This window comes from Arthrobacter sp. EpRS71 (assembly GCF_001512285.1).
In the GTDB taxonomy this organism is placed as follows: Bacteria; Actinomycetota; Actinomycetes; order Actinomycetales; family Micrococcaceae; genus Arthrobacter.
Map to the genome: position 1 here is coordinate 732,846 of NZ_LNUV01000006.1, position 25,941 is coordinate 758,786.

Genomic DNA, 25,941 nt, shown 5'->3' on the forward strand with positions numbered 1-25,941 from the left:
ACCCAAGGATGAGTTTCAACGATGAAGAGCATCGCCCTCCTGCGCGAACGAGCCACCCGCGTCATGCCTACCGGTTCCCACTGCCCGGCATCGGGCCTGTGGAGCCCGGACACCGATCCTGATGCCGTCCAGGTTTTCGCGGAAGGCCACGTCCTGCCGGCCCACGAGGGCGTGCCCACCGTATGGCGGCGCCGCACTGCCGCTGACGTGTCGGCATGACCAGCACCATCCTCAACAGGCCCGCCGATTACCGCCACGTTCCGGCTGCTGAGTGGACCGAGCTCAACTCCGGCGATCCAGTGTGGATTTACGACGTCGCATGGGGCGCCGGCACTGGCCGCGTTGATGATGTGTCGAAGCACCAGGAGTTGCTCTGGGTGGTCCTGGAACCAACAGGCCGCCGACTGATCTGCGGAACCGACGACGTCGAGGTCTGGACCGCCTGAAAAGACTCGCCGAGGTGGCATTTAATACCAATGTCTGAGCGGATCATACGTATTAAATGCCATCTCGGCGGTAATTAAACGGCGGGAATCAGCACGCTGGGCGAGCCCGTTTCCACCCGGCTGACGGGGCCCTCCGGCAGACCGGTTGTGGGGTCAATCCTGAAACTCACGACGTCGTTGGACCGCTCATGCGCCACGTACAGCCAGCCTTCGCGGACCAAGTGGTGGCGCGGCCACTCGCCGCCGCACGGCACCTCCCCGACGGGTTGCACGTCAGTCCCGCCAGCGGACACCTTCAGCACGCAGATGCGGTCGGATCCACGCACACCTACATACGCGAAACCGCCGTCCGCAGACAACGCAATCTCCGCACCGGAGTCGCCGTCCTTGGCCCCTGTGGCACTCGCCGCAACCAAGGATGCCAGCACATAAGCGCCGTCCGGTTCCATCCGGACCGCGGCTACTTCCACCGAGTATTCGGTGTTCACCAAGACAGTTCCGCTGTGATGCCATGCCATGTGCCGTGGCCCGGAACCCTCGGGGAGGATCACGTGGTGATCCGGCTTCAGCCCTTCACCCGGCGCGTACTGCCACACACGGACCAGGTCATGCCCCAGGTCCGTGGTCATGACGCGGCCATCGGGCAGCATCAGGCTTGAGTGCGCACGGCTTGGCCGCGGCTCGTCCGGAGACGTCGCACTGTGGGGATCGACGGCGGCTGCCGCACTGGTGCGCGAGGTGATGGCGCCGTCGTGGTCCAGTTCGTACAGGATGACCTGACCATCGCCCCAACACGTGGCAACAATAAATCGTCCCAGCGGATCGGCGGCCACGTGGCAGGTCGCCTCACCCGCCGGCCACGGATCGCCGAAGGCCTCCAGTTCAGCGTCGCCCGTCTGGCGATACGCACGCACGGTCTTGCCTTCTTCTGCAACGGCGTAGACCACCGGGAGCGTTGGGTGCAGTGCAAGGAACGACGGCGAATTGGCATGGACGGCCAAGCCGAGGGAGCTCAGTTGACCGTCGTCGTCCGCGGCAAGGGCCGTGATGCCCTCGCCGTTCCCATCCCTGTCAGCGGTGTAGCAGCCAACCCAGATCAGTGCCGCCACAGTCAGTGCCCCTGAACGTCGGAGTCAACGCCTGCGTCAGGCCCGCCGTCGAGCGTTTGCAGTTTGGCGAGATCCTCCTGGTCCAGTTCGAAGTCGAAGACATTCAGGTTCTCCTTCATGCGCTGCGGATTCGCGGTTTTGGGTATGGCCACCAAGCCTTGCTGGATGTGCCATCGGAGCACCACTTGGCCCGGCGTCTTTCCGTACTTCTCGCCAATGCCGGCAAGTACCGGAGCGTTCAACAGATCGCTGCTGGCACCCAGTGGACTGTAGGACTCCGTGACGATGCCATTCGCTTCGTTGAAAGCCCTGGCAGCAGACCGCGGGATGGACGGGCTGACCTGAATCTGGTTGATGGCCGGAACCACATCCGTTTCGCGCAACAGTTGGTCCAGGTGGGCCGGCTTGAAGTTGGAAACCCCGATGGAGCGCGCCCTGCCCGAGGCCTGCAATTCCTCGAAAGTCTTCCACGTGGACACAAACTCACCGCGGCGGGGGAGGGGCCAGTGGATCAGCAACAGGTCAACATACTCCAGCCCCAAGCGCTCCAAGGACCCATCCAGTCCGGCAACGGCCTTGCCTGAACCCTGGAATTCGCCGTCCAGCTTGGTGGTGATGAAGAGCTCTTCGCGATTCACCCCGCAGGTACGGATGCCGTTGCCCACGCCCGACTCATTGCCGTACTTCTTTGCGGTGTCCACGTGCCGGTAACCATGCGACACAGCCTCCACCACGGCATCGGCAACCTGGGCATCATTCAACGGCCACGTACCTAGTCCCAGTTGCGGGATCTTATGGCCGTCGTTGAGTTCAATGAGCGGGGCAAATGTCATGGGCGCACATTCCTTTCGTAAAGCCGATCGCATAGCTCCATATAGTCCTCTTTAACCACCTGGAGCTCAGGATGCTGATCATGCCATGCCACGATCTCCCGCGCACCGTCCGCGAACGGAATCGTGGCCACGTAGTCAGGGACCAGCGCCTTGATTTTGGAGTTGTCGAACACCACGGAGTGCGAGCGGTCGCCCAGCAGATTGGGGCCGAGCTCAGGACTGTGGGCTGCGATGGTCTCCGAGGAAACGTGGAACAACTCAGGCTCGTCCACCCCGGCCGCCCGGGCAAACAGGCGGTAGATCTGATTCCAAGGAAGGAACTCGTCAGAGGTGATGGTGTAGCTCTCACCCACAGCCTGCGGCCGGCCCAGCAGAGCAACGAAGGCTTTGGCAAAGTCCCGGCTGTGAGTCAACGTCCACAACGAGGTACCGTCGCCGTGCACCATGATCGGCATCCCGGCACGCATCCGGTGGATGTCCGTCCACCCGCCCACCATCGCAATCTTGGTCCGATCATAGGTGTGGGACGGCCGGACCACGGTCACCGGGAAGTCCAGCTCACGGTAAGCCCCGAACAAAAGCTCCTCGCAGGCGATCTTGTCCCGCGAGTACTGCCAGAACGGGTTCTTCAACGGGGTCGATTCCCGGATCGGCAGTGTTGTGGGCGGCTTCTGGTACGCCGAAGCTGAACTGATGAAGACGTACTGACCTGTGCGCCCGCGGAACAATTCCACGCCGGCCCGCGCCTGATCCGGGGTGTAGGAGATAAAGTCCGCAACGGCGTCGAACTCTCTTCCTTGAAGTACCTCCTGCGCGGCTGCGGCGTCGCGGATGTCCGCATGGAGGACCTCGGCGCCATCCGGGACAGGCCGCCCGGCTGACCGTCCCCTGGTGAGGATGGTCAGCCGGTGGCCCAGTGCGACGGCGCGTTCAGCCGCCGCCGCACTGATGACCCCGGTCCCGCCGATGAACAGGATGGTCCGTGGCGAGACGGTGTCCGCTGCTTTTCCAAAGCTGCCGGAGAGGAGGGTGCTCACCAGGCGTAGTCTTCGGGAGCCGGGCGGTGGCCCGGGAAGATGTCGTCGAGCCGCTTGAGGGCATCCTCATTAAGGGACACGTCCAGTGCGCGGATGGCAGCGTCCAACTGCTCCTGGGTACGCGGCCCAACAATCGGAGCAGTCACTGCAGGCTGGTGGAGCAACCAGGCAAGTGCCACGTCGCCGGGCTTGTGGCCAAGTTCGTCCGCGAAATCCTCATACTGACGGATCTGGTCCTCGTGCTTGCGGAGCGTCTCCAAGGCGCGGCCCTCAGCGCGCCGGACTCCCTGCTCTTCCTTCTTCAGCACGCCACCCAACAGCCCGCCCTGAAGCGGAGACCACGGAATGAGGCCCAATCCGTAGTTCTGCGCGGCCGGGATGACCTCGAGCTCCACTTCACGCCGGAACAGGTTGTAGATGGACTGCTCGCTGACCAGCCCGGTGTAGTTGCGTTTGCGGGCGGCATCCTGCGCTTGGGCAATGTGCCAGCCGGCAAAGTTGCTGCTGCCCGAGTACAGGATCTTGCCCTGCTGGACGCCAACCTCGATTGCCTGCCAAATCTCATCCCACGGCGTATCGCGATCGATGTGGTGGAACTGGTAGATGTCGATGTAATCCGTCTGCAGCCGCTTCAGGCTTGCATCCAGTGCCCGTCGGATATTCAGTGCCGACAATTTGGACTCGTTGGGACGGTCCGTCATGGTGCCGTACAGCTTGGTGGCCAGGACGGTCCGCTCGCGGCGCTCGCCGCCCTTCGCGAACCAGCGGCCGATGATTTCCTCGGTCCAGCCGCGGTGCTCGGTGCCACCATAGACGTTGGCGGTGTCAAAGAAATTAATGCCGGATTCCAGTGCGGAATCCATGATGGAGTGTGCAGTTGCCTCGTCGGTTTGCGGGCCGAAGTTCATGGTGCCCAGGCAAAGACGGGAAACTTTCAGGCCGGAACGGCCCAGGTGGGTGTACTGCATGTGGTTGAGTCCTTTGCTTGTTCGTGGGGCTTTAGAGCTGGGTAAAAGCTGCGACGGCGGGATCGGAACCGATGCGGGCGCCGGCCTCGAGCGCCGTGATGGCCGCCAGTTCGGATTCGGTGAGAGTGAGGTCAGCTGCGCCGAAGTTCTCGCGCATCCTCTTCGAGTCCGCGGACTTGGGGATCACGATGGTCCCCTGAGCGAGGTGCCAGGCCAGGATCACTTGTGCAGGAGTAGTGCCGTGGGCGGCGGCCACCAGGGCCACTTGCTCCGCGTTCAGATCCTTACCCTGCCCCAACGGGCTGTAAGCCTCCACGGCGATGCCCAGGTCACGGCACTTGTTGGCCAGCTCGGCCTGCTGGAACGTCGGGTGGACTTCGATCTGGTTGACGGCCGGCACCACCTCCGCTTCCTTGAGCAGCGTGTCCACGTGGTCCTGAAGGAAGTTGGAGATGCCGATGGCTCGGATCTGCTTGTCCTGGTGCAGCTTCTCCATCTCCTTCCACGCCTGGGTGAAAAGGCCCTGTGACGGGACGGGCCAGTGGATGAGGTACAAGTCAATGACCTCCAGGCCCAAGGCGTCCCTGCTGCGCTGGAAAGCGTCATGGGCCTCGCCCTGCTCACCGTTGCGGAGCTTGGTGGTGATGAAGAGTTCTTCCCGCGGAATGCCTGAGGCCGCGATTGCAGCGCCGACCCCGGCCTCGTTGCGGTACGCAGCCGCGGTATCGATGTGGCGGTAGCCGGCTTCCAAGGCATCTTCCACCACCTTCTGCGTTTCCTCGGCAGGTACTTGGAAGACACCGAATCCAAGCTGGGGGATGGTGACACCGTTATTCAATGTCAGCTCTGGCATGACGGTCTCCTTCGACGGGATGGCTTTGTCCGGGGCGCTCCACGCTTTCGTGACTCAGAAAGCGTTTTCGGAGGCTCTGTACCGAGCCTATTCACTTTTGGCGGCAGAGTCAGCAACCCAGCGTGATCCTGTTTTTCCTAGGTCTGGTAGTCCTACCCACAACGGTGGCCTTTCACACGCCTCGAACGGCAGAATGGGCAGATGGGTCAAAGCGCCGAGTTCGGTAAATTCCTCAAAATCATGCGTGCCCGCCTCTCACCCGAGGACGCCGGAGCGCAGGAGAACAGTGGTGCCCGCAGGGTACCCGGACTCCGCCGCGAAGAGGTAGCCCGGCTCTCCGGAGTGAGCACCGACTACTACACACGATTGGAGCAGGGCCGCAACATCCACCCGTCCAAGGCTGTCCTCGACTCCGTGGCCCGGGCACTACGCCTGGACGCGGGGGAACAGGCACACATGATGGACCTGCTGGAGCACTGCGCCAGTTCCGCAGGCAGTGCCGGCCTGGCACAAAACGCGGTTCAAAAGGTGAGGCCAGCACTCCGGCAGTTGCTCGACGCCGTGGGTGATGTTCCGGCCATGGTGTTGGGGCGGCGTGCGGATGTGCTGGCCGGAAACCGAATGGCCCACCTGCTGTTCACCGATTTCGCATCGCTTCCCGCCCCGGAGCGCAACCTGACGCGATGGATCATCCTGGACCCCCTGGCCGGGGCTCTGTTCAGGGATTGGAAGACCGTGGCTGCGGAAGCTGTGGGTGCCCTGCGCATGGACGTGGGCCGCCACCCCAACGATCCCCAGACCAATCAACTGGTGGGTGAACTCGCCGTCCACAGCGAACACTTCCGTCAATGGTGGGCCGGCCATAGGGTTGCCACCCGATCCGCGGGCACCGTCCGGTTGCACCATCCGGTAGTGGGGGACCTTGAACTGAACTTTGAAACCCTCAGTCTCCCGGACGACCCCGACCAGCTGCTGAGGATCTATTCCGCGAAGGCCGGCTCGCCGTCGTCGGACGCTTTGACGCTGTTGAACTTCGGCGACGTCAGCGCCCAAGTCCCCGAACCCGAACCCGCCAGCCGAGAGGACAGTTAATGCCAATGTTCCGCGGGAACACTGGCATTAACTGGCAACTCGCGTAGAGGGTCGATCAGCGCTCCAAGCGGAACCCGAGTTTGATGGTGACCTGCCAGTCGGCTACTGCGCCGTCCTCAAGGTGGCCGCGGATTTCCTTGACCTCAAACCAGTCCAGGTTCCGCAGGGTCTCGGAGGCCGTTGCGATGCCGTTCTTGATTGCGTCGTCAACGCCTACGGTGGAAGTTCCTACAATTTCGGAAACGCTATATGTGTGGCCGGCCATGGTGCTCCTCATCAACGTCATACGAATCTCTGGACAAGAAAATCAGGCCCGCCAGGCAGGCCGTCCATGCAGACTAGCCCACGGATCACCGTGCGGCCAGAGGCTGCGCGGGCCTAGCTCTCGCGCCAGTGGTTACTGGTGATGTGTGAGCCCGCCTGCGGCCCCATCTGCAGCATTCCGCCGTCAACCGCCCATGAAGCGCCGTTGACGTAGCTGGATTCCGGTGATGCCAGAAAGGCGATGACAGCTGCGACTTCACGGGCATCGCCGGGTCGCCCCACCGGAATGCCGGGCCGATCCTTCTGCCTGGGGTCCTGGTCTTCCTGGCCTGTCATGGGAGTGGCTATTTCGCCCGGTGCCACGCTGTTGGCCGTGATGCCGTACTCAGCGAGTTCCAAGGCCATGGTCTTGATGAGGCCACCCAGGCCATGCTTCGATGCGTCGTATGCCGACGCCCCCACCCTGGGCTGGAATTCGTGGACACTGGTGACGGCGATGATGCGGCCACCACGGCCGGCCTTCACCATGTGTTTGGCAGCGGCCTGCATTGCCACGAAAGCACCGTTGAGATTGGTGTTCACGGTGGACATCCACGTGTCGTAGTCGAGTTCCAGGAATTTGGTGCCGTCGCCGGTTCCGGAGTTGTTGACGAACACATCCACGCCGCCGAGTTCTTCAGCGAGCCGGTCCACGGCCGACGCCGTACCCCGCGCATCTGTGGTGTCGAGGTGGCGAACTACGGCCTTTCGCCCCAGCCCGCGGACTTCCTCCGCAGTTTTCCCGGCGCCCTCCTCATCCGAGTGCCACGTGATGCCAACGTCCATGCCTGCTGCGGCCAAGGCCACCGCTGTAGCCCGCCCGATGCCTGAATCCGATCCTGTGACGATAGCGGTCTGCGGGGAAAATGATGCGTCGCTCATGGTCTCGCCTTTCGGTCGTGTGATCGTTCCGATGCTTTACCCCTACCCAGTGAATCCAGCCGTAAACACTCCCGATCCAAAAGGATCAACCCGGCGGATGGTGATGGAGTGTAGATTTCTAGCAGCAGCACCCAGTGAATCCCCACAACCAGGAGTACACATGTCAGAAGTTATTGTGGTCGGCGTTGACAGCAGCGAGACGGCCAAGCGCGCAGCAGTGGCAGCAGCGAAGCTTGCCACCGCACTCGGCGCCGAACTGCACGTGATCAGCGGCTTCTCCGATGACCGCGTCGAGGAATTCGGCAGCGGCAGCGACCGCATCACCGTCTCCTCGGCGGACTCCGCTGAATACGTGGCCCGCAAGGTCTCCGAAGAACTGGACGTCCCGGCCGGCAACATCAAGTACTTCGCCGCCCGCGGTACTCCGGCCAACGCCCTGATCAACTACGCCGAGACCAACAACGCCTCGCTGATCGTTGTGGGCAACAAGCGCATGAAGGGCCTCGGGCGCGTCCTGGGCAGCATCGCCAACAGCGTGGCGCACGGCGCTCCGTGCGACGTGTACATCGTGAACACGGACGTGGACGCATAACCAACCCATGTAGGTAGCAGCACAGGCCGTTATGAGGGCTCAGAACGGCCTGTGCTGCTACTCAGTTGGGTTACCCCGACGTGCCGTTCAGCACCACCACGTTGGAACGGCTCACTCCGCTGCCCGTGACCAGCAGGACATGCCCGGACTGAGGGGCATCGGACGTGACGGTGAGGTCCCGCACGGTGGAACCGTCCGCAGCCACCAGCAAGGTAACGCCTTCGCTGTTGCTCAGGATCACATCCTCCGCATTTCCCGTTGCCCCGGCCAGGGTGATGTTCCGGCGGTCACCCCAGATAACCGAGGGCTCGTGGTAAATCCCTGGTTGCAGCAGCACTGTGACAGCACGTGGGTTATTCGCAGGGATTGCGCCAATGGCCGCCCGGATGCTGGCAAAATCGCCTGTTCCGTCCAATGCCACGGTGATGACGTCCCGAAGCGCCGGCTCGGTCCCGCCCAACGGTCCTCCGAAAGCACGTACCAGCGCCGGAACTGCCTTGGCGGGCGTCAGGTCATAGGAGTAGGGGACGTCGAACGCGATGCCCCGTTCCTGGCCGGTGTTCCCGGTGCACTCCTCAAATACGTTATTGCGGGCCACCAGCGCACCGCCGGGCCCCTGGTGGTGAAGGGGGTTCCGGACATCCCGGAAGTAGTTTCCTTCCACCAGCAGCAAGGCAGCGTTCCGCCCGAGCATGCCGTAACTGGAGACGTTCTCGAGGTAATTGCTGTAGACGTGCGAAGCCGCTGTGTTGTCCAGGCTGGCGTTGCGCTGGTGCGTGTTCCGGATCCAGTTGTGATGCAGCGTCACCCGGGTGACCACGTTCTGCGTCCAGCCCTCTCCAAGGGCCTTGTTGTGATCTGAAAAGACGTTCCAGGACAGCGTGACGTTGTCGCAGTCCTTGCGGATATCCACCAGGCCGTCGCCCAGCCGGGTGAAATGCATATGGTCCACCCAGACGTGTGTGGAGGTGTCCATCTGGATCCCGTCCCTGTCATTGTCAGGCCGTTTCCCCACAAAGTCCCCGGGAATATAGGAGTCCCGGAGCGTGAAGTTTCGGAACACGACGTTGGCGACATTGACCAGTTTGAAACCCGCATTGACTACCGCGGCCCCTGTGCCTGCGCCGAGGAAGGACTTGTTGGAGGTCACCGTCAATTTCTGGTACTCCGCGAACACCAGTTCGCCGTGCACGATCACCACCAGCGGCTCGGCACTTTTCGCGAAAGCCCGGAGTTGTTCCGGCGTTCTGGCGTGGACCAGTGTGCCGCCCGCTCCACCAGTGGTACCGTCGCGGCCGTGGGATGCGACGCCGGCGAAACCCTCGGGTGCCGACGTCCAGGAACCACCGCTCCCGCGGTTCACCGGCAGCCTCGCTTCGTCCCAACCGTGGGGATCGACGCCGGATGGGGAACCATCAGTGGCCGGCGCCGCCATGGCCGGGGTGAAGAGGCCGGTGGAGGCCAGGGTGCCAGCTGCGAGTCCAGCGGTCAGGAGGGTCCGGCGTCGGATGTTACCTTTTTGTGAGTCCGCCATCTCAAGCACCTGCCGCCGGGGTCCAGTCACCGAGGAACGTGTCCTTGGTAAATTTCAGGGCCTCTTCCGGAGTGAGCTGGGGGTGGAACTCGTTGATGTATGCGCCGGGCCCGGTGTTGTTGTACTCAGCGAAGCGGCCTTCCGTCCAAGCATGCCCACTCATGTCTGACCAGCCCTGCTTGGCGATGTGGTTGCCCAGGTTCGAGTCCCGGATGACGGCCATGGGGTGCGCGTTGGGGTCGCTGCTGGCAAACCATGGGCGTCCCAAACTGACGGTCCCGGGTGCAGCGTCAGAGGTCAGGGTGCTGTTCACGATCAGGAAGCCGTAAGGGTTGGAGTCCTTGGTGCTGGGTGCCACGATGTAACCGTTGTTCGTGTCGCTGCCGCGGTCCAGCGAATGGATGGTGCAGCCGTCAAACACCGCTGTGCCGCGGCCGTAGAGGAAGTCCACGTCACCTTCGATGTAGCAGTTTTTCAAGTAGGTGCGGGCGGTCGCGTCACGGCCGGTGGTGTCCGCGAGGTAGGTGTCCTGGTTGCCGAGGAACCTGGTGTTGTCGAAGGTGACCTTGTCCGCCACCGTCCGCACGGCGAGGGCCTGGCTACCGCCGTTAACGGCCTCGTCATACGCGTTTTCCACTGTGAGGTTCCGGACCGTGGTGTTTTCCGCCAGGACGTTAAGGGTGGCACTTCCGGCCGCACCCCAGGTTCCGCCGAAGAACTTGGCGCCGTTGGCCGGGGTGTCGTAGGAAATGACGACGTCGGCCGGGTTGGCTGTTGCTCCCTGCAGCGTCACGTTGGGCCGGTCGGCCCAGACATTCACCGCTTCCCGGTAGAAACCGGGCTTGATGGTGATGGTCCGGGGTTGTGTGTTGCCCACGGGAATCGAGCCGATGGCCGCCTGTACGCTGCCGAATTCGCCGGTGCCGTCCAGCGCGACCGTGACCTCCGCCGTCGTGTTCGGTGCTTTGTTTTCGCGAGGCCCGGCGCTGGTGGAGACCACGCCAGGGACCGTGGCGGCGTTGTCCTTGGAATAGGCGTAGAACTGTGTGGGGTCGAAGGCGCTGCCGACGTTGTCCTTGCGGCCGCGGGTGGAATCGAAAATGTTGTCACGGTTGACGATTTCCGTGGCAGGGTCCTTGGCCACCACGGGATCGGCAACCGCGGTGAAGTAGTTGCCCTCCAGGACCACCTTGGCGGCGTTGCGGCCCATCATTCCGTACTGGCCAACGTCCTGCAGGTAGTTGTTGTAGATGTGCGCGGCAGCAGTGTTGTCCAGGCTGAAGTTTCGTTGGACGGTGTTGCGGATCCAGTTGTGATGGATGGTCATTTTGGTGACTGCGTTGCTGGTCCAGCCAACGCCCAGGGCTTTGTTGTTGTCCGCGAACACGTTCCACGAGTAGGTCAGGTAGTCCGAGTCCTTGCGGGTATCGATCATGCCGTCGCCCATGCGCTCGAACTTCATGTGGTCCACCCAGACATGGTGCGAGGTATCGAGTTGGATGCCATCACGATCGTTGTCCGGGCGTTTGCCGTCCCAGTCGCCGGGAATGTAGGAATCACGGACGGTGAAGTTCCGGAAGATCACGTTGGACACGTTGATGAGTTTGAAGCCGGCGTTGACCAGTTCCACTCCCGCGCCCGTGCCGATGAAGCTCTTGTTCGATGCGACCGGAATCTTGACGTAGTCCTGGGCCGTGATGCTGCCCTTGAGGAAGATCACCAGCGGCTCCTCGGCCGCGGCATAGGCTGTGAGTTCCTCCAGCGAGGACACGCTCACGTGCCTCCCCGCCTGGCCTCCGGTGGTGCCCTCAAGCCCGTTGCCGGGAAGGGACGCGAAACCGTCCGGCCGCTGTTTCCACAGGGCCGCCGCTTCCGCCGTTGATTCTGTGCCGCTGTGGATGGGTTCCGCCCTGGCGGGCACAGCGGTAAGGCTTCCAAGAATGACGACGGCGGTGGCCGCGCCGAGCAGGCGTCGCAGGCGCATGCAAAACTCCTTTGTCTTGTCTTGTCTTGTCTTGTCTTGTCTTGTCTGGTTGGTGTTGCTCTGGGGTTAAGGGGCTACTTGAGTCCGGTGGTGGCAATGCCGTTGATCAGGTACTTCTGCCCTGCAATGAAGAAGCCGATGATGGGGGCGATGGACACCACTGACATGGCGAACATGGGCCCCCACATGCTTTGTCCTTCCGAGTCCATGAAGGCGCGAAGGGCCAAGGGAACGGTGTAGAGGTCCTGGTTCTGGATGTAGAGCAGCGGACCGAAGAACTCGTTCCATGTGGAGATGAACGTGAAAATAGCCGTGGTGGCCATGGCCGGCACGCAGAGGGGCAGAATGACCCGGATGAAAGTACGGAACGGGCCACAGCCGTCAATCTGGGCGGCGTCGTCCAATTCCTTGGGCAGCGACTTCATGAATTGCACCATGAGGAAGATAAAGAAGGCATTGGTGGCCATGAAGTTGGGGACGATCAGCGGCAGGTAGGTGTCCAGCCAGCCGAGCTGGGAGAAGATGATGTACTGCGGAACCAGAAGAACGTGGCCCGGCAGCATGAGTGTTCCCAGCATGAGGGCGAAGAACAGCTTCCGCCCGGTGAACTCCATCCGCGCGAAGGCGTACGCGGCCAGGGCACAGGAGAAGATGTTGCCGACGATGGAGAAAATCACCACGATCATGGAGTTGATCAGGTAAACGTGGAACGGCTGGTCCAGCGCGGTCCAGCCCTGGGCGTAGTTGGAGAAGTCCCAGTTTTCGGGCCAGAGCCCCAGCTGCCTGAAAATATCGTTGCTGGGCTTCATTGAGCTGGAGATCAGCCACATCAACGGGTAGAGCATCACCAGCCCCACCAGGCAGAGAATCAGATGCCGTGAGAAGCGGGACACCGGGGTTCCCGTCAGGGCGTCTTCGGGTTGATCCTGCTTGGCCAGCTTGCGCTTGAGAGGTAAATCAAGGAGTGCCATGGGGTTGCCTTAATTGTCGTAGAAGACCCAGAACTTGGATGCGATGAAATTGATGGCCGTGAAAATCGCGATGATCATCAACAGCAGCCAGGCCATGGCCGAGGCATACCCCATCTCGAACTCGGTGAAGCCCTTCTGGTACAGGTACAGGTTGTAAAACAGCGTGGAATCCGCCGGGCCCCCGGTACCTCCGCTCATCACATAGCCCTGGGTGAACGTCTGAAACGAGCCGATGAGCTGCATGATGAGGTTGAAGAAAATAATGGGGCTGATGAGGGGCAGCGTGATGCTGCGGAACTGCCGCCACCTGGACGCCCCGTCAATCGAGGCAGCTTCGTAGTACATCCCGGGGACCTGCCGCAGTCCGGCAAGGAAGATCACCATGGGGGAGCCGAACGTCCAAACGTTCAGCACAATGAGTGTGCTGAGGGAGAACTGGGGGTCAGTGACCCATGCGGGGCCTTGGATTCCGAAGATGCCCAGGAAGCCGTTGACGATTCCGTCGTTGCCGAAGATGTAGCGCCACAGCATCACGATTGCCACGCTGCCACCCAGCAGGGAGGGCAGGTAGTAAACAGAGCGGTAGATCGAGAGGCCCTGAAGTCCCCGGTTCAGAACCAGTGCAACCAGCAGGGCAACAGCCAGGGAGATCGGCACTGACACGAAGGTGTAAATGAAGGTGACCTTCAGCGACTGAATGAGCCGTGGGTCCTCGAACATGGCCTGAAAGTTGGCAAGACCCACAAAGTTGGGCTCAGTGAAGAGGTTGTAGTCCGTAAAGGCCAGGTACAGCGAGGCAAAGAACGGGATGACGGTGAACAACATCCCCAGGAACCACGGGAGAAGGAAAAGGTATCCAGAGCGCTGCTTCCTGCGCCGGGACGGGCGGATGCGCGGCGTGCCGCCTGCCGCGGCTGGCGCCGGAGCTCCGGGCGGCTGCTTGGTCAGAACTGTCATGGCGCCAAGACCCCCTCGGAAGTAGCTGCGGGCCTACTTGTTGATTGCTGCATTGCTCTTCTCCATGAAGGTCTTCGCCGCATCCGCGGGGCTGATCCGGCCGAACTCCACTTCAGTGGTGAGCTGCTTGAGGGTATCGGCTACAACGCTTGCGCCTTTCGGATATACGTAGGCGGGCGGCAAGTCGTCTTCCTGGATGGCGGCCATCAGGTCCACGAACGTCTTGTCATCCGCGCTCAGCTTGGGGGTGATGGAATCGGCCACCGCCGGGTTGATGGGGACGCCGCGCTGGGTGAGGACCTCCGCGGCCCCTTCAGCGTCGTTCGTCAGGAAGTCCACCAGTTTGGCCGCTTCCTTGGGGTGCTTGGACTTGGCCGCGATGGACCACAGCATGGTGGGGTCGGCGGAGTAGCCACGGCGCTCGCCGCTGGTTTCCCCCGGGATGCGTAGCAGGACAACCTCACCCTCAACGGCCTCGTTGTACCCACGGAAGTTGTTGATGGGGATGATCTGCGAAGCGACCGTGCCCTTCGCGAGGTAGGACTGCGCCGGAGAACCGCCAATTTGCTCAAAGAACCCTGCGGGCGGATAGCCGCCGGCTTTGCGGAGGTCCACGCTGTACTGGAACCAGTCCTCGATGGTCTTCTCGCTGACGCCGAGCTTGTTGTCCTTGGTGTAGAAATCCTCACCGCGTTGGCGCGCGAGCATGATGGGTCCCGTTTCCGTGGCGACGTCGTAGCCAGCTCCGTAGACTTTCCCGCCGGTTTTCTGCGTGACTTCGGTGGCGAACTTGGCGTAGTCCTCCCAGCTCCAGGTCTTGTCGTCAGGGATGGTGACGCCAGCCTGGTCCGTGATGGTCTTGTTGACCACCATGCCGATGGTGGTCACGCCGGTAGCGAGGCCGTAGAGCTTGCCGTCAACCTCACCACGGCTGAGGGTGGTTTCCGGGACCTTGTCCAAGTTCAGCTCCGGGAATGACTTGAGGTCCGCGAGGGTGCCACGCTGTGCGTACTCAAGGAGACTGCGGTTGGCCATGGCCAGGACGTCCGGCGGGTTGCCGCCGGCAAAGCGGGTTGCGAGCTTATCGGCGTAGGGTGCGCTGTCCTGGTACTCGGTCTTGACGGTGATGCCCGGGTTCTTCTTCTCAAAGATCCGCAGGGCAGCTTCGGTCATTTTGGCCCGGTTGGCGTCGCCCCAGAAGACGAAGTTCAGTTCCACGTTGCCGCCGCCGCTGCCGGAGGACGTTGCGCCTCCACCTCCACAGGCGCTGATCGTCAGTCCTGCCGCCACCATCGCGGCTCCCAGGACAAGCCTGCGCGATATGGGAGTGTTTGCTGTCTTCTTCATTGAATGACGCCTTTCTGGTGCCCGATCTAGGGACGTAAATACAGGGTTTTCAAGCATTCCCGGCAGAAACTTTCTGAAGTTCTACGAGTTTTTGGCGAGGCAACGGCCCCCACTGAGGCCAAAACGAGGAGAAAAAATACTGAGTAAACGATTTCTAGCAATAATTCACTGTGACTGTCAACACATCATCGCCGTTATGCGGAAAGTTTTATCGAGAAACTTTCGCAAAGAGTTGCCGAGTTCTTTCTGTTCTGTTTATGCTGAACCCACGCAACCGCGCTGCCATCACCAGCGCACTCACCGCAAGGAGGCCCAATGGGCAGTTTCCAGCTCCACGGCGCAACCGTGGCGCGGGTCAACAGTGGCGTTGACCTGGCAACGGTGCTGGCTCCCAGGCCCTACCTGCACCCCGTCCACACTTTGGCCGGCGCGCCCCTTACGGAAGCCGGTCCAGACGACCACCCGCACCACTTGGGCCTCTCGCTCGCGTTCTCGGACGTGAACGGAAGCAACTTCTGGGGCGGATCCACCTACACCGGGCACGGCCCTGCCCTTCTGGCCAATCACGGCCGTCAAGTCACCTCCGGGTGGAGCCACCAACCCGGGCAGGCGAGCGGGACTGTCACGTGGATGGACATGGGTGGGCAGGAACTGGCCAGGGAACAGCGGAGCTACACCTGCCAGGACCACCCGGACCCCAATTCCTGGAGCCTGGCCTTTGACTCCTTGATTGAGCCCGCAGGTGACGTGGAGCAATTGTGGGTCTCGTCGTCGGCGGTCAAGGGACGCGAAGGCGCCGGTTACGGCGGAATCTTCTGGCGCTTCCCCGCCGGGGACGGCCCGGCGGGCGTGCTGTGCTCGCAGGGCACCGGAACGGAAACGGCCCACGGCTCGCTCTCCCCGTGGCTCGTGGTGACCACCCGGCAGCAAGGCCGCCACGTTAGCGTCGTCCTCGCGCAAAACCCCGCCGAACTTCATCCTTGGTTTGTCCGCACTGAGGGATACGTCGGTGCCGGACCCGCGGTTGCGTGGAGCGAGGCCGCCCTGGTGGACCGGGACAGGCCACTCAAACTCAGCCTCCACGCCGTCATCCACGACGGCCACATATCCAGCAGCCACCACGTGGAAGAACTCCTTCTCCAGCACTTCAGCAGCTCTCCGGACAGGACACCATGACAAATATGGGAAATCGACACCGCATCCCCGTCTACAACAACCCCATCCTCAACGGCGACTGGCCGGACCCGGATGCAGTCCAGGTTGAGGGCATCTACTACCTCATCGCCTCCAGCTTCAACCGGGTGCCCGGGCTCCCGGTGCTTCGCTCCAGCAACCTGGTGGATTGGGAGCACGCCGGCCACGCACTCCCGGAACTGCCTCAAACGAACCACTATTCGCTGGTGAGGCACGGAAGTGGCGTGTGGGCTCCGGCGCTGCGTCACCACGATGGCAAGTTCTGGATCTTCTATCCGGACCCGGACCACGGCATTTTTGTGCTCAGCGCAGAGCAGGCGGAAGGACCGTGGAGCGCGCCCCACCTCCTCTATGCCGGCCGAGGCCTCATTGACCCCTGCCCCCTGTGGGATGAGGACGGCACCGCATATTTGGTCCACGGTTGGGCCAAGAGCAGGATCGGGGTCAAGAACCGGCTCACGGTACATCGGATGAGCCCGGACGCCTCCCGGCTCCTGGATCACGGCACCCACGTCATCAACGGCGAGGAGCTTCCGGGGTTCACCACCCTGGAGGGTCCCAAGTTCTACAAGCGCGACGGCTGGTACTGGATCTTTGCTCCGGCAGGCGGTGTTGCCACCGGATGGCAGTCGGTGTTCCGCTCGCGCTCGCCTTTTGGACCCTACGAAGAACGGCGCGTCCTGGGGCAGGGCGATTCGCCGGTGAACGGCCCGCATCAAGGCGCCTGGGTCACCACTCCCGACGGCGAAGACTGGTTCCTGCACTTCCAGGACCGGGGGGCGTACGGCCGGGTTGTTCATCTCCAGCCGATGGGTTGGGGCGAAGACGGCTGGCCGTGGATGGGCAAAACAGCGGACGACGGCGGACCGGGAACCCCGGTGTTAAGCCACCCCTACCCGGTGGGTACTTCACCTGAGGACGTTGCCCCGCCGTCCAGCGACACCTTCACGTCCCCCGGCCTGCGTCCGCAGTGGCATTGGCAGGCCAACCCCCGGGACGAATGGCTTTCCACCTGTGGAGGAGGGCACCTGATTCTGCGTCCGCAGGCCAACGATCCCATCAACCTCCGGGAACTTCCCAACGTCCTGGCCCAAATCCTCCCCGGCGAGCCGTCCACCTTCACCACCACCCTGGAACTGGACGATGTGCCTGTGGGTACCCGGGCCGGCGTCGTGGTTTTGGGCCAGCGGTACGCCTGGCTGGGCATGGTGCGCACCGAAGACGGCTACGTCCTGGGTAGCGGCACCGGGAGCGAAGGTCCGCACGAGCAGCAGATGGGACGCGCTGTGGCACTTCCCGGCCCCAGCATTGAGCTCCAGATCCGCACGGATGAGACCCCAAGGGCCACGTTTGCCTGGCGGGTTGGACCCACGGATCCATGGCAGATTCCCATCTGGGATTTCGACGTTGTTGAGGGGCGGTGGATCGGTGCTGAGCTGGGGATCTTCACTGCGTCACCCCTGGGCTCGCGTGAACACGGCAGTGTTAGGGTGGGACCCGTGCGGGTGGATACTGCGCCGGTCCGCCGGGCAACCACCCAGCGCATTGCCGCTCCCGTATCCCCATGAGTTCAAGGACCGCCCCGTTGACCACTCCGCGCCCCAAGATCGCAGATGTGGCCGCAGCCGCGGGCGTTTCCGTGCCCACTGTTTCCAAGGTGCTGAACGGGCGCTCGCATGTTTCGGAGTCAACCCGCGCCCGCGTCCAGCAGGCCTTGGAGGAGCTCGACTACACCAAGCGGAACTCGCCCAGCGAACCTGGGCTGCTTCAACTGGTAGTGAACAACTTTGATTCTCCGTGGGTCCTGGAAACCATGGAAGGCGTGGAAGCTGCGGCCACACGCCTTGGCTACACCGTGGCCTACACCCGAGCCGTGAACGCCACCGCGGAGAACTGGCAGAAACTGCGGGAGCCCTCCGGCAACCGCCTCGACGGCGTGATGCTGTTGGCTCCGCGGCAGGGCTCACCGTTGGTGGAGCAGGCGCGGACGATGAACATTCCCGCCGTCGCCATCGACCCCGAAGGCTCCCAGGGCCTGCAGATACCCAGCGTCAGCCCGGCGTCGTTCTCGGGAGCACTGCGTGCGGTGTCCCATCTCCTGGAACTGGGGCATGAGCGCATTGGCATCATTACCGGCCGCGTCCACAGCCCGGGTCATGGACGCGCCCGTTACGCCGCCTACGCGGCTGCCCTTCACGAAGCCGGGCTGCCGGTGCTCCCCGAGTTCGTGCGGGACGGCGATTTCAGTATCGAGTCCGGGCTTCGCCTGGGCGGGGAGCTCCTGGACCTGCCGGAGCGGCCAACAGCGATTTTCACGGGCAGCGACCTGCAGGCCCTCGGCGTGATGAACGCCGCCGGGCAGCGGTCCCTGAAAATCCCCGCCGACCTCAGCATCGTGGGATTCGACGACATCGCCCAGGCAGCTCTCACGTCACCGCCGCTCACCACGGTCCGGCAGCCTCTCGCGCAGTTGGCGTCCATGGCCGTGGGCATGCTCACGGAGCAGATCGAACAGCAGGGACTCGCTACTTCAGCGGCACTTGAGGTGGCAACGGAACTGGTAGTGCGCGGGAGCACCGCCCCACCCGGGTAGGACGGTGTTCCCGTCTTAGTGGCCTTGGAATGCTTCGGCGAGCCACCACGAGCCGCCGTCGGAGGCTATTTTCGCGTCGATCACCAGGGGACGGTCCTGCGTTCCGGCTTCGTAGGCCGCGATCCATGGGCGCACAGCATCGAGGTCGCCCACGGACCGGACGGTCACTCCTTCAGCGCCGAATCCGCGGGCGATCGCGGCGATGTCCGTCTCCGGGAAGACCACGCTGGCGAGCTCGGCTTCTGAGTGTTCGGAGGCGAAGTGGTGCACCTCTGCTCCGTAGGCTGCGTCGTTGTAGACGATGCATACCAGCGGCAATTTCAGGCGGACGGCGGTCTCCAGTTCGCTGATTCCCATGAGGAACCCGCCATCACCTGCCCCTAGGACGGGCAGGCGCCGAGGTTGCGCCACGGCAGCACCGATCGCGGTGTTCAGGCCAAGCCCGATCGCTTGGAATGCCTGGGTGAAGCAGAAACCGAACTCGTCAGGCACGGCCAAATACTGGCTGGGGTAGCCCATGAAGTTTCCCGAATCGACGGCCACGATCCTCTCGGAAGGCAGCAGCGAATCCAGTTCGCGGGTGAGGACGCGTGGATCGATGGAGGTTGCCGTGGACAGGTCTTCGGTCTGCACGTCCCGCCATCGTGAGCTCTGTTTGATGGCCAGGGCATTGGTTTCGGTGCGGTACTTCTCGGCGGGTTCGGGCTGCGCAGACCGCAGCGCCGTCAGGGCATCGGCAGCCGTCAGCGCCGAATCGCCCAGCACGCCCAGGGTGATGGGCCGGTTGGCGCCGAGCGCGGCATCTTCGACGTCGATCTGCACCACTGTGGTGCCGGCGGAGATGAGTCGTCCGTGCCGCATGGTCCACATGTTCAGGGCGCAACCCCACCCCACGATCAGGTCCGCTCCGCTGATGAGTTCCGCCGTGACAGGGGATGAGAAGCCGCCGGAGATACCCAGATTATGGGAGTCGCCGTTGAACAGCCCGCTCGCCACTGCCGAGGTGGCCACCAGTGCGCCGGCATGACGTGCCAGCTCCAGGATTTCGTCCCGGGCACCGCGTCCTCCGCGTCCGGCGACGAAGACGGGCCGTTCAGCGGCGGAAATCAGCGCCACCAGCTGCTCAACGGCGGCATCGTCAGGGCGGATCTTCAACGGTTCAGGCACGACGACGGCACCCGCCTCGTCGGCCGCCGCGCCACTTTGGATGTCCAGCGGCAGGCTCAGCACCACCGTGCGGCGCTCGTTGACCGCTGTTCGGTAAGCCCTGACGGTGTCTGCCACGGCTGTGGCGGGGGAGTGGATCCGCTCGGCGACAGCGCCCACGCTGCGGGCCAGGCTGTCTTGGTCGATCTTGAAGTTGGACCTGATCGCTGCAGCCTGGGTGTCGGCGGTCAGCACGATCATGGGGGTGCGGCTTTTCGCTGCTTCCCCGATTCCGGTGATGGCGTTACTGAGTCCGCACCCCTGATGGGTGGTGACCACTCCCACCTTCCCGGACATCCGGGAGTACGCGTCCGCCATGGTGGCAGCACCGCCCTCGTGCCGGACTGCTGTGAACGGCACACCCTCGGCCATGAGGGTGCCGGTGACATCGAAGTTTCCGCTGCCCACCACCCCGAACACGTGCCCGACGCCGAGCTTCGCCAGCGTCCTGCCCACCAGCGTGGAAACCCGTATGTGCTCGCTCATGCCGTCTCCGCCGCATCTTTTTCGACCACATCTTGTTCCACCAGTGCATACACGCGGCTGGGGCTGCCTGTTCCGCCGACGATCGGCAACGGTGCCACCACCAACGTGGCGCCCGTGATGGGGAGCCGGTCCACGTTCCGCAGTGAGGTCACGCCGTACTTGTCCGCACCGAGGAGGAATGAATGAACGGGGAACATCGGATCCAGTCCGCCGGCCTGCCCGGCGTCGATGCCCACGGTCTCCACACCAAAACCGGAGATCGAAGCGTTTCCGGCGAGCCACTTGGCACCCGCCGCAGAGACCCCGGGAGTGTGGGGTCCGGCGTCGTCCGCGTTGACGAAAGCCGCAGCGTCAGCGCCCCGGGCCGCCCAACCGGTCCGGAAGATCACCCAGCAGTTCTCCGGGAACAACCCATGCTCAGACTGCCACTGCTCAAAATGCTCCGGTTCCAGCAGGAAATCCGGATCCGCGGAAACCTCGGTGGTCTTGTCGATCACCACAATGGGGCCCACCAGCCGGTGCGGTTCAATCTGGTCCACGGACTTGCCGTCCTTGCCCGTGATCCAGTGAACCGGAGCATCCAGGTGCGTCCCGGCGTGTTCGCCCACGGTGACGTCGTTCCACGCCCAGGCGGGACCGGCGTCGTCGAAATTACTTACCGGTGATACGGACAAGCCCACGGTGTTCGCGAACGGCTGGGGCAGGTTCAGGATGGGGGTCTCGGAGCTGAGGGGTGTGGTGAGATCGATGATTTCCACTGAACCACTCGAAAGGGCTGCAGTGAGCCCGGCCAGAACAGACATTGTTCTCCTATCGCTTGCTTGGTTTAAGTGCTGCTTGAAGACGGGAAAGTGGTGAGGGCGGTGCGGTCAGTTTTTGGGCCACCAAGTGGCCGGAACCGCCGGAAAGTCCGGGGCCGGGGTGGGTGGATGCGCCGATGTGCCAGAGGCCTTCGACGCCGGTTTGGTGGCCTGCCGCCCCGGGGAAAGGCCGCCAGAGCAGGTTTTGGAAGAGCTCGGCCGATCCGCCGTAGGGGTCGCCGTTGACGGCGTTGGGGTTCGCGGACATCAGGTCCGTGGGGGCAAGGATGTCTGAAGCAAGAACCGTTGCCTTGGTTCCCGGGGCGAAGTGCTCCAACCGGGCAAGGACCCGCTCCAGATATCCGCGCTTCAACTCGTCAGTCCAGCCGTTGCTGACGGACAGCTCGCCCGCGGCGTCGCCTACGGGGGCGAACGGCACTTCCTGCAATTGCAACCACAGGGTGGCCTTTCCTTCCGGAGCCCGTGATGGATCCAGCACGCACTGTTGGCCCACCACCACCGTGGGTTCGTTGGGCAACAGTCCGGCTTCGGCTTGGGCGCAGGCAATCCCGGTGCTGTCCGAGCCATTGCTGATGTGAACCAGCGGGACGTTGTTGAGCCTGGGATCGAGCCATTCAACCGGCTTGTCCAAGGCGAGGTGTATCTGCATGGCCCCGCGGCCGTTTTGGTAGCGTTCGGCGGCCTCGGCAGTGCCGGCCGGTGGCTGGCGAAGAAGCCGGGTATAGAGGGCCTGGGGCGAAACGTTCGCGAGCACGGTTCCGGCGGAAACCACACCCTGCGAAGTGCGGACGCCGGTGACGGAGCCGCCCTTCGCTGAACTCTCGGAGCCCACCAGGATTTCCTCGGCCTCCGCGCCCAGCATGATCCGTGCCCCGTTGTCGCGCAGCAAGGACTCAAAAGCCTCCACGAACCTGGAAGCCCCGCCTTTCACAATGGGGAGCCCGAAACTGTGCATGCTCATGGCCATCACCGGGAGCATCACCCCGCCGGTGGCCTGGTCCGGGCCGAGTCCTGCGTGCAGGAGCCACGGTGACCACAGCTGGTCCGCTTCCCAACCATCAAAGCGGCTGCGGACGTAATTCCGGCCGCTCATCACGGAATCCCGGACGAAGGCTTCCGTCCCTTGGAAGCGCCCGCGGCGTACGGCGCCAAACGCAATCCTGGCCACCTCCCCAAAGGAGCGAAGATCGGCACCGAAAGCCCCGAACACGGTTCCTGCATTGCGGCCCAAATCGTCCAACATGGCCAGATACGCGGCTTCATCGCGCGGCTCCTTGAAAGCGGCAGCCGTTTGGGCCGGGTCCCGCTCGGCGATGACCACGCGGTGGGCCGCGCTCACCGGATCCGCGGCAACACTGGCCGTCACCGGGCCGGAGGTATTGCAATACTCCAAACCCCTGGTATGCAGCTCCTGGCCCAGCGCCCCGTAGGCACCACCGGACACAAACAGTGGATGCCATGAGGAGAAGGAGTCGTGGATGAAGCCCGGAAGGGTTCGCTCGGCAGAATGAATGAAACCTCCCAGCCGGTCCGAGCGCTCAATGATGCACACGCGCTTCCCGGCCAAGGCCAACTCTGCCGCCGCCACCAAAGAATTGATGCCGGAACCGATGATGGCCACATCCACCGAGCCATCCATGTCACCTGAATCGTCCATGTCCGCACCTTTCACAAGAGGAGCCGTTTAGAAATCCGGATGGCTGGCGGTGGCGTGGTACTTGCCCGCGTGAAACACCAGGGGAGCGCCGCCGTCGTGCTTGTAGCTTTCCACTTCACCCACGTAGATGACGTGATCCCCGGCGTCATGTCGCGAAACCGTGCGGCACTGGAACGTTGCCACGGCGCCGTTCAGCAACGGGACCCCGGCGATTCCTTCGGTGGTTTCCGCGCCGGCGAACTTGTCCGTGGCCGGTGTTGCGAACTGGCGGGACAGGACGTGCTGGTCACTGGCCAGGATGTTGATGGCAAAGTGTGTTGCGTCCTCGAAGTCACCCAGGCTCGGTGCCCGTTTGCTGGGGCACCAGAGCACCAGCGGAGGCTCCATGGACACCGAGGTGAACGAATTGGCGGTCAGGCCCACTTTTCGGCCGTCCGCCGCCACGGTGGTGACCACGGTGACGCCGGTGGCGTACTGGCCCAAGGCACTCCGGAAATCGCGGACATCGAAGACCGAGGTGTCCTCTTCTTTCCGGGCCTGCATGAAGTCCGCGGCAGCAGCGGAGTCAAACCACCAAGGGTACGACGTCCGGGGGTCATCAAAGCCGCTCACAATGCTTGCTGCCAGTGCCGGATGGTCGGCCGCTTCGCTCAGCAGCGTCTTTTGGTGGTCCCTTCGGGGCTTGAGGAGATCGTTGGTCCACTCAACCGCCCATTGCCCCCAGCCGCGCCAGAACTCGTCGAACGTGCGCTCCATCCATGAACGGTCAAAGGGCTGCCGGCCGCGGCGAACAATCGCGTCAAGGTAGTACTTCGCTGCCAGGGTGGCGTTGTTGGAGCCCTGCCCGGTGAGGGGATCGTTGAGGACCACGGCGTCGCCGAGCCCGAACACCAACTTCCCGTTGCCGAGCTCCCCCACGGCAGACCTCACTGTTGGGGTGATGCGACCCAGGAGCGTGGCGCCATCATCCGTCAGCTCCGCGCCGGAAAAGTTCTCTGCCTCGTGCGGGAAGTGCTCGCGGAGGATTCCCAGCGAACGTTCGAGCTGTTCCTCCGGGGTCCCGACGTCGGTCCACCGGTCCATGGGGCCGCCCACCACGCCTTCGAACACCATCATGCGGCAGGGGCCGGAGACCGTCAGGCCCGGGAACGTGAAGAACTCCCCGACGCCGGGGACCATGGACATGCGGATGGCGTCGCCCCCGCCGCCGGTACCGGCGGCGGACGATCCGGCGGCAGCACCGCCGTCGGGCGTGACGTAGTTGAGAGCCAGTACTCGCTGCGGACGGTCGAACGGTGACTTCGCCTTGTCCCGCGGGAAGATCTGGCCGATCTCGCCCTTGCCGGTGCTGACAATGACCAGTTCGTAGTCATGGGCGAGTTCTTCGAGCATGCGCGGGGTGACCTTCTCAATGCGGAAGTCACCACCGGCTGCAACAAACGTCTCGATCCAGAGGGCACTCTTGATGCGCTGGTCAATGGACCGGGCGGGACCGTCCAGGGGAGCTTCCCACTCGATGGGTTCATCAGCATCTACTCGCAGCCGGATGGAGGTGATGCCCGGGACGGATCCGGACTCGTAGAAGCCGGTGAGCGCCGTCCCCATCTGGGCTTCGGCGTCCAGGGCTGTGGGGAACATGCACTGGCTGGACATGACTTTGCCGGTGCGGATCTGGGCTGCCGAACGATCGGACAGGAGTGTCACCGCGAAGCCGTCCCGTTGGAGGCCGAGGGCCAGTTGGGCGCCGGATTCGCCGGCACCAATAATTGCTATCTTGCGCATAACGGAGTCCTTCTTAGCAGGGCTGTGCTAAGAAACCTTGGCGGCGGTGAGGCCGGCCAGGTAATCAGCAGCTTTGTCCGGGTACATGAACCAGTTCTGGAACTCCGGCGGGTGGTTGAAGCCGTTGGCGAAGCGGTGCGCGATGTCCGGCTCAGTGTTCGCAGCACCCAGAAGCTCAAGGACGTGGGGCGGCGGTGGAGCCAGGAGGGCATTTGTCCAGTGTGCAACGTGCTGCGCGTAATCCCAATAGCGCTCGAACGTGGCCTGCATGAACGGTGCATCGAAGGTCTGTCCGCCGTGGGCGATGATGCTGGCCAGATACGACGCCGCGCACTTGCTGGCGTTGTTGGAACCCTGCCCGGTGATGGGATCGTTCAACACCACGACGTCGGCCAGGCCCAGTACCTGCCTGCCGCTGGGCAGCGTGGCAATCGGGTGGCGGACGGTAGGTGCGAAACGTCCCTGAAGCACGCCGCTGGGATCGGTCAGTTCCACATCCGTGGCACGCTCGGCTTCCCACGGCAGGAAGGTGTTGAGGATGTTTTTGGAATTCTCCAGGTGTTCCTCGGGGGACAGGCCCTTCCACGTATCCATGGGCCCGCCCGGGACTCCTTCGAAGACCATGATTTCGCAAGGGCCGGACGTGGTCAGTGCCGGGAAGACGAAGTATTCGCCAACGCCGGGAATGAGGTTGAACGAGACCGCGGAGTACTCTTCCCGCGGCTTCAGGCCCTTCACGTAGGTCAGGGCCAGTGCGCGCTGCGGTGCGTCGTAGGTGCTGCGTTCGGCGTCGCGGGTGAACAGTTGGGCGATCTCACCCTTGCCGGCCGCCACAATCACCAGATCCGAGTTCTGCGTGTATTTTTCCAGCTCAGCTACGCCGGCATCTTCAAACACCAGCTCGCCGCCCCGTGCGGTGAACTCCTCCATGAACTTGGGGAACTTGACCCGCTGATCGATGGACTTGGCGTGGTTGTCCAAGCGGGAAGCCCAGCTGATGGCTTTCTCGCCCGGCAGTTCGGGGTGCGGGATGGTGAAGGAGATCCCGTCCACGGTTGGCGCGTCCGGCCAGAAATCCAGCCCGAGGTCCCGCTCGTGCTCCAGGGCGTTGTGGAAGATGCACTGGCTGGAGGCTACTTTGCCCCCGGCAATCTCTTCGGGTGTGCGGTTGGAGATCGTGGTCACTTGGTAGCCGGCATCGAGCAGTCCGATGCCGAGCTGCAGTCCGGACTGGCCGGCGCCGACGATGGTGATGTGGCGTTGCGTCATGATGTTTCCCTTTTCTCTTGGTCTG

General features: G+C 63.2%; 24 protein-coding genes. 7 read left to right on the forward strand and 17 right to left on the reverse strand.

Features of this window, described 5'->3' with window-relative positions; translation table 11 throughout:
• Positions 1-21 precede the first annotated feature (21 nt).
• Together AR689_RS13600 and AR689_RS13605 are read left to right on the forward strand one after the other, a co-directional pair.
• Positions 22-219, forward strand: coding sequence for a hypothetical protein (locus AR689_RS13600; protein WP_062070961.1), 198 nt, complete (start codon positions 22-24; stop codon positions 217-219).
• Positions 216-446: a hypothetical protein gene (locus AR689_RS13605; RefSeq protein ID WP_024819059.1), complete on the forward strand. Its 231-nt coding sequence runs from the start codon at positions 216-218 to the stop codon at positions 444-446. The genes AR689_RS13600 and AR689_RS13605 overlap by 4 nt, the downstream gene beginning before the upstream one ends.
• A gap of 74 nt (positions 447-520) precedes the next feature.
• Here the strand turns inward: AR689_RS13605 and AR689_RS13610 are convergent, their stop codons facing one another.
• From AR689_RS13610 to AR689_RS13630, 5 genes are read right to left on the reverse strand one after another with little or no spacing between them, the layout of a single operon-like run.
• Positions 521-1,543, reverse strand: a complete 1,023-nt coding sequence (locus tag AR689_RS13610) for a lactonase family protein (protein WP_062073789.1) — start codon at positions 1,541-1,543, stop codon at positions 521-523.
• Positions 1,544-1,557: 14 nt separating this feature from the next.
• Positions 1,558-2,388: an aldo/keto reductase gene (locus AR689_RS13615; protein ID WP_062070963.1), complete on the reverse strand. Its 831-nt coding sequence runs from the start codon at positions 2,386-2,388 to the stop codon at positions 1,558-1,560.
• On the reverse strand, positions 2,385-3,425 hold the full coding sequence (locus tag AR689_RS13620; RefSeq protein ID WP_062070965.1) for an NAD-dependent epimerase/dehydratase family protein: 1,041 nt from the start codon (positions 3,423-3,425) through the stop codon (positions 2,385-2,387). Before AR689_RS13620 ends, AR689_RS13615 begins: the two co-directional genes overlap by 4 nt.
• On the reverse strand, positions 3,422-4,393 hold the full coding sequence (locus AR689_RS13625) for an aldo/keto reductase (RefSeq protein ID WP_062070967.1): 972 nt from the start codon (positions 4,391-4,393) through the stop codon (positions 3,422-3,424). Before AR689_RS13625 ends, AR689_RS13620 begins: the two co-directional genes overlap by 4 nt.
• Before the next feature lie 31 nt (positions 4,394-4,424).
• On the reverse strand, positions 4,425-5,246 hold the full coding sequence (locus tag AR689_RS13630) for an aldo/keto reductase (RefSeq protein WP_062070969.1): 822 nt from the start codon (positions 5,244-5,246) through the stop codon (positions 4,425-4,427).
• Positions 5,247-5,447: 201 nt separating this feature from the next.
• Between AR689_RS13630 and AR689_RS13635 the strand changes: the two genes are divergently transcribed.
• Positions 5,448-6,338, forward strand: coding sequence for a helix-turn-helix transcriptional regulator (locus AR689_RS13635; protein WP_062070971.1), 891 nt, complete (start codon positions 5,448-5,450; stop codon positions 6,336-6,338).
• Positions 6,339-6,393: 55 nt separating this feature from the next.
• Here AR689_RS13635 and AR689_RS13640 read toward each other — a convergent pair whose 3' ends face one another.
• Positions 6,394-6,603, reverse strand: coding sequence for a dodecin (locus AR689_RS13640; protein ID WP_062070973.1), 210 nt, complete (start codon positions 6,601-6,603; stop codon positions 6,394-6,396).
• 113 nt (positions 6,604-6,716) lie between these two features.
• Positions 6,717-7,523, reverse strand: coding sequence for an SDR family oxidoreductase (locus AR689_RS13645; protein ID WP_062070975.1), 807 nt, complete (start codon positions 7,521-7,523; stop codon positions 6,717-6,719).
• A gap of 160 nt (positions 7,524-7,683) precedes the next feature.
• Between AR689_RS13645 and AR689_RS13650 the strand changes: the two genes are divergently transcribed.
• Positions 7,684-8,115, forward strand: a complete 432-nt coding sequence (locus tag AR689_RS13650; protein ID WP_062070977.1) for a universal stress protein — start codon at positions 7,684-7,686, stop codon at positions 8,113-8,115.
• A gap of 70 nt (positions 8,116-8,185) precedes the next feature.
• Here AR689_RS13650 and AR689_RS13655 read toward each other — a convergent pair whose 3' ends face one another.
• The 5 genes from AR689_RS13655 to AR689_RS13675 form a co-directional block, all read right to left on the reverse strand.
• Complete coding sequence (locus AR689_RS13655) at positions 8,186-9,649, reverse strand: pectate lyase family protein (protein ID WP_062073790.1); 1,464 nt, start codon at positions 9,647-9,649, stop codon at positions 8,186-8,188.
• A 1-nt stretch (position 9,650) separates the two neighbouring features.
• The gene (locus AR689_RS13660) at positions 9,651-11,633 is read right to left on the reverse strand and encodes a pectinesterase family protein (RefSeq protein ID WP_062070978.1); all 1,983 of its coding nucleotides are present in this window, start codon (positions 11,631-11,633) and stop codon (positions 9,651-9,653) included.
• A gap of 74 nt (positions 11,634-11,707) precedes the next feature.
• Positions 11,708-12,604, reverse strand: coding sequence for a carbohydrate ABC transporter permease (locus tag AR689_RS13665; RefSeq protein WP_062070981.1), 897 nt, complete (start codon positions 12,602-12,604; stop codon positions 11,708-11,710).
• Positions 12,605-12,613: 9 nt separating this feature from the next.
• On the reverse strand, positions 12,614-13,561 hold the full coding sequence (locus AR689_RS13670; protein ID WP_062070983.1) for a carbohydrate ABC transporter permease: 948 nt from the start codon (positions 13,559-13,561) through the stop codon (positions 12,614-12,616).
• A gap of 33 nt (positions 13,562-13,594) precedes the next feature.
• Positions 13,595-14,908 (reverse strand): ABC transporter substrate-binding protein, encoded by a 1,314-nt coding sequence (locus tag AR689_RS13675; protein ID WP_062070985.1) that lies wholly within the window; start codon positions 14,906-14,908, stop codon positions 13,595-13,597.
• A 315-nt stretch (positions 14,909-15,223) separates the two neighbouring features.
• Between AR689_RS13675 and AR689_RS13680 the strand changes: the two genes are divergently transcribed.
• Genes AR689_RS13680 through AR689_RS13690 form a run of 3 tightly spaced genes read left to right on the forward strand, consistent with a single transcriptional unit; the run spans position 15,224 to position 18,695 of the window.
• Positions 15,224-16,084 carry a DUF6807 domain-containing protein gene (locus tag AR689_RS13680; protein ID WP_062070988.1) on the forward strand — a complete coding sequence of 287 codons (861 nt, stop codon included), beginning with the start codon at positions 15,224-15,226 and terminating at the stop codon, positions 16,082-16,084.
• The gene (locus tag AR689_RS13685) at positions 16,081-17,670 is read left to right on the forward strand and encodes a glycoside hydrolase family 43 protein (protein ID WP_231745517.1); all 1,590 of its coding nucleotides are present in this window, start codon (positions 16,081-16,083) and stop codon (positions 17,668-17,670) included. The genes AR689_RS13680 and AR689_RS13685 overlap by 4 nt, the downstream gene beginning before the upstream one ends.
• Before the next feature lie 17 nt (positions 17,671-17,687).
• The gene (locus AR689_RS13690) at positions 17,688-18,695 is read left to right on the forward strand and encodes a LacI family DNA-binding transcriptional regulator (protein WP_231745518.1); all 1,008 of its coding nucleotides are present in this window, start codon (positions 17,688-17,690) and stop codon (positions 18,693-18,695) included.
• Between the two features lie 15 nt (positions 18,696-18,710).
• Here the strand turns inward: AR689_RS13690 and AR689_RS13695 are convergent, their stop codons facing one another.
• Genes AR689_RS13695 through AR689_RS13715 form a run of 5 tightly spaced genes read right to left on the reverse strand, consistent with a single transcriptional unit; the run spans position 18,711 to position 25,916 of the window.
• Positions 18,711-20,387 carry a thiamine pyrophosphate-binding protein gene (locus AR689_RS13695; RefSeq protein ID WP_062070993.1) on the reverse strand — a complete coding sequence of 559 codons (1,677 nt, stop codon included), beginning with the start codon at positions 20,385-20,387 and terminating at the stop codon, positions 18,711-18,713.
• On the reverse strand, positions 20,384-21,190 hold the full coding sequence (locus AR689_RS13700) for a cyclase family protein (protein WP_062070994.1): 807 nt from the start codon (positions 21,188-21,190) through the stop codon (positions 20,384-20,386). Before AR689_RS13700 ends, AR689_RS13695 begins: the two co-directional genes overlap by 4 nt.
• A 7-nt stretch (positions 21,191-21,197) precedes the next feature.
• Complete coding sequence (locus AR689_RS13705; protein ID WP_231745519.1) at positions 21,198-22,865, reverse strand: phytoene desaturase family protein; 1,668 nt, start codon at positions 22,863-22,865, stop codon at positions 21,198-21,200.
• Positions 22,866-22,892: 27 nt separating this feature from the next.
• Positions 22,893-24,647: a flavin reductase gene (locus tag AR689_RS13710; RefSeq protein ID WP_062070995.1), complete on the reverse strand. Its 1,755-nt coding sequence runs from the start codon at positions 24,645-24,647 to the stop codon at positions 22,893-22,895.
• 27 nt (positions 24,648-24,674) lie between these two features.
• Positions 24,675-25,916: a styrene monooxygenase/indole monooxygenase family protein gene (locus tag AR689_RS13715; protein ID WP_062070997.1), complete on the reverse strand. Its 1,242-nt coding sequence runs from the start codon at positions 25,914-25,916 to the stop codon at positions 24,675-24,677.
• Positions 25,917-25,941: the final 25 nt, after the last annotated feature.

Bases quoted from the DNA above. Each gene is read 5' to 3' on its own strand.
- AR689_RS13600 (WP_062070961.1), top strand. From the start codon at position 22: ATGAAGAGCATCGCCCTCCTGCGCGAACGAGCCACCCGCGTCATGCCT.
- AR689_RS13605 (WP_024819059.1), top strand. From the start codon at position 216: ATGACCAGCACCATCCTCAACAGGCCCGCCGATTACCGCCACGTTCCG.
- AR689_RS13615 (WP_062070963.1), bottom strand. From the start codon at position 2,388: ATGACATTTGCCCCGCTCATTGAACTCAACGACGGCCATAAGATCCCG.
- AR689_RS13625 (WP_062070967.1), bottom strand. From the start codon at position 4,393: ATGCAGTACACCCACCTGGGCCGTTCCGGCCTGAAAGTTTCCCGTCTT.
- AR689_RS13630 (WP_062070969.1), bottom strand. From the start codon at position 5,246: ATGCCAGAGCTGACATTGAATAACGGTGTCACCATCCCCCAGCTTGGA.
- AR689_RS13635 (WP_062070971.1), top strand. From the start codon at position 5,448: ATGGGTCAAAGCGCCGAGTTCGGTAAATTCCTCAAAATCATGCGTGCC.
- AR689_RS13640 (WP_062070973.1), bottom strand. From the start codon at position 6,603: ATGGCCGGCCACACATATAGCGTTTCCGAAATTGTAGGAACTTCCACC.
- AR689_RS13645 (WP_062070975.1), bottom strand. From the start codon at position 7,523: ATGAGCGACGCATCATTTTCCCCGCAGACCGCTATCGTCACAGGATCG.
- AR689_RS13650 (WP_062070977.1), top strand. From the start codon at position 7,684: ATGTCAGAAGTTATTGTGGTCGGCGTTGACAGCAGCGAGACGGCCAAG.
- AR689_RS13655 (WP_062073790.1), bottom strand. From the start codon at position 9,649: ATGGCGGACTCACAAAAAGGTAACATCCGACGCCGGACCCTCCTGACC.
- AR689_RS13660 (WP_062070978.1), bottom strand. From the start codon at position 11,633: ATGCGCCTGCGACGCCTGCTCGGCGCGGCCACCGCCGTCGTCATTCTT.
- AR689_RS13665 (WP_062070981.1), bottom strand. From the start codon at position 12,604: ATGGCACTCCTTGATTTACCTCTCAAGCGCAAGCTGGCCAAGCAGGAT.
- AR689_RS13670 (WP_062070983.1), bottom strand. From the start codon at position 13,561: ATGACAGTTCTGACCAAGCAGCCGCCCGGAGCTCCGGCGCCAGCCGCG.
- AR689_RS13675 (WP_062070985.1), bottom strand. From the start codon at position 14,908: ATGAAGAAGACAGCAAACACTCCCATATCGCGCAGGCTTGTCCTGGGA.
- AR689_RS13680 (WP_062070988.1), top strand. From the start codon at position 15,224: ATGGGCAGTTTCCAGCTCCACGGCGCAACCGTGGCGCGGGTCAACAGT.
- AR689_RS13685 (WP_231745517.1), top strand. From the start codon at position 16,081: ATGACAAATATGGGAAATCGACACCGCATCCCCGTCTACAACAACCCC.
- AR689_RS13695 (WP_062070993.1), bottom strand. From the start codon at position 20,387: ATGAGCGAGCACATACGGGTTTCCACGCTGGTGGGCAGGACGCTGGCG.
- AR689_RS13700 (WP_062070994.1), bottom strand. From the start codon at position 21,190: ATGTCTGTTCTGGCCGGGCTCACTGCAGCCCTTTCGAGTGGTTCAGTG.
- AR689_RS13705 (WP_231745519.1), bottom strand. From the start codon at position 22,865: ATGGACGATTCAGGTGACATGGATGGCTCGGTGGATGTGGCCATCATC.
- AR689_RS13710 (WP_062070995.1), bottom strand. From the start codon at position 24,647: ATGCGCAAGATAGCAATTATTGGTGCCGGCGAATCCGGCGCCCAACTG.
- AR689_RS13715 (WP_062070997.1), bottom strand. From the start codon at position 25,916: ATGACGCAACGCCACATCACCATCGTCGGCGCCGGCCAGTCCGGACTG.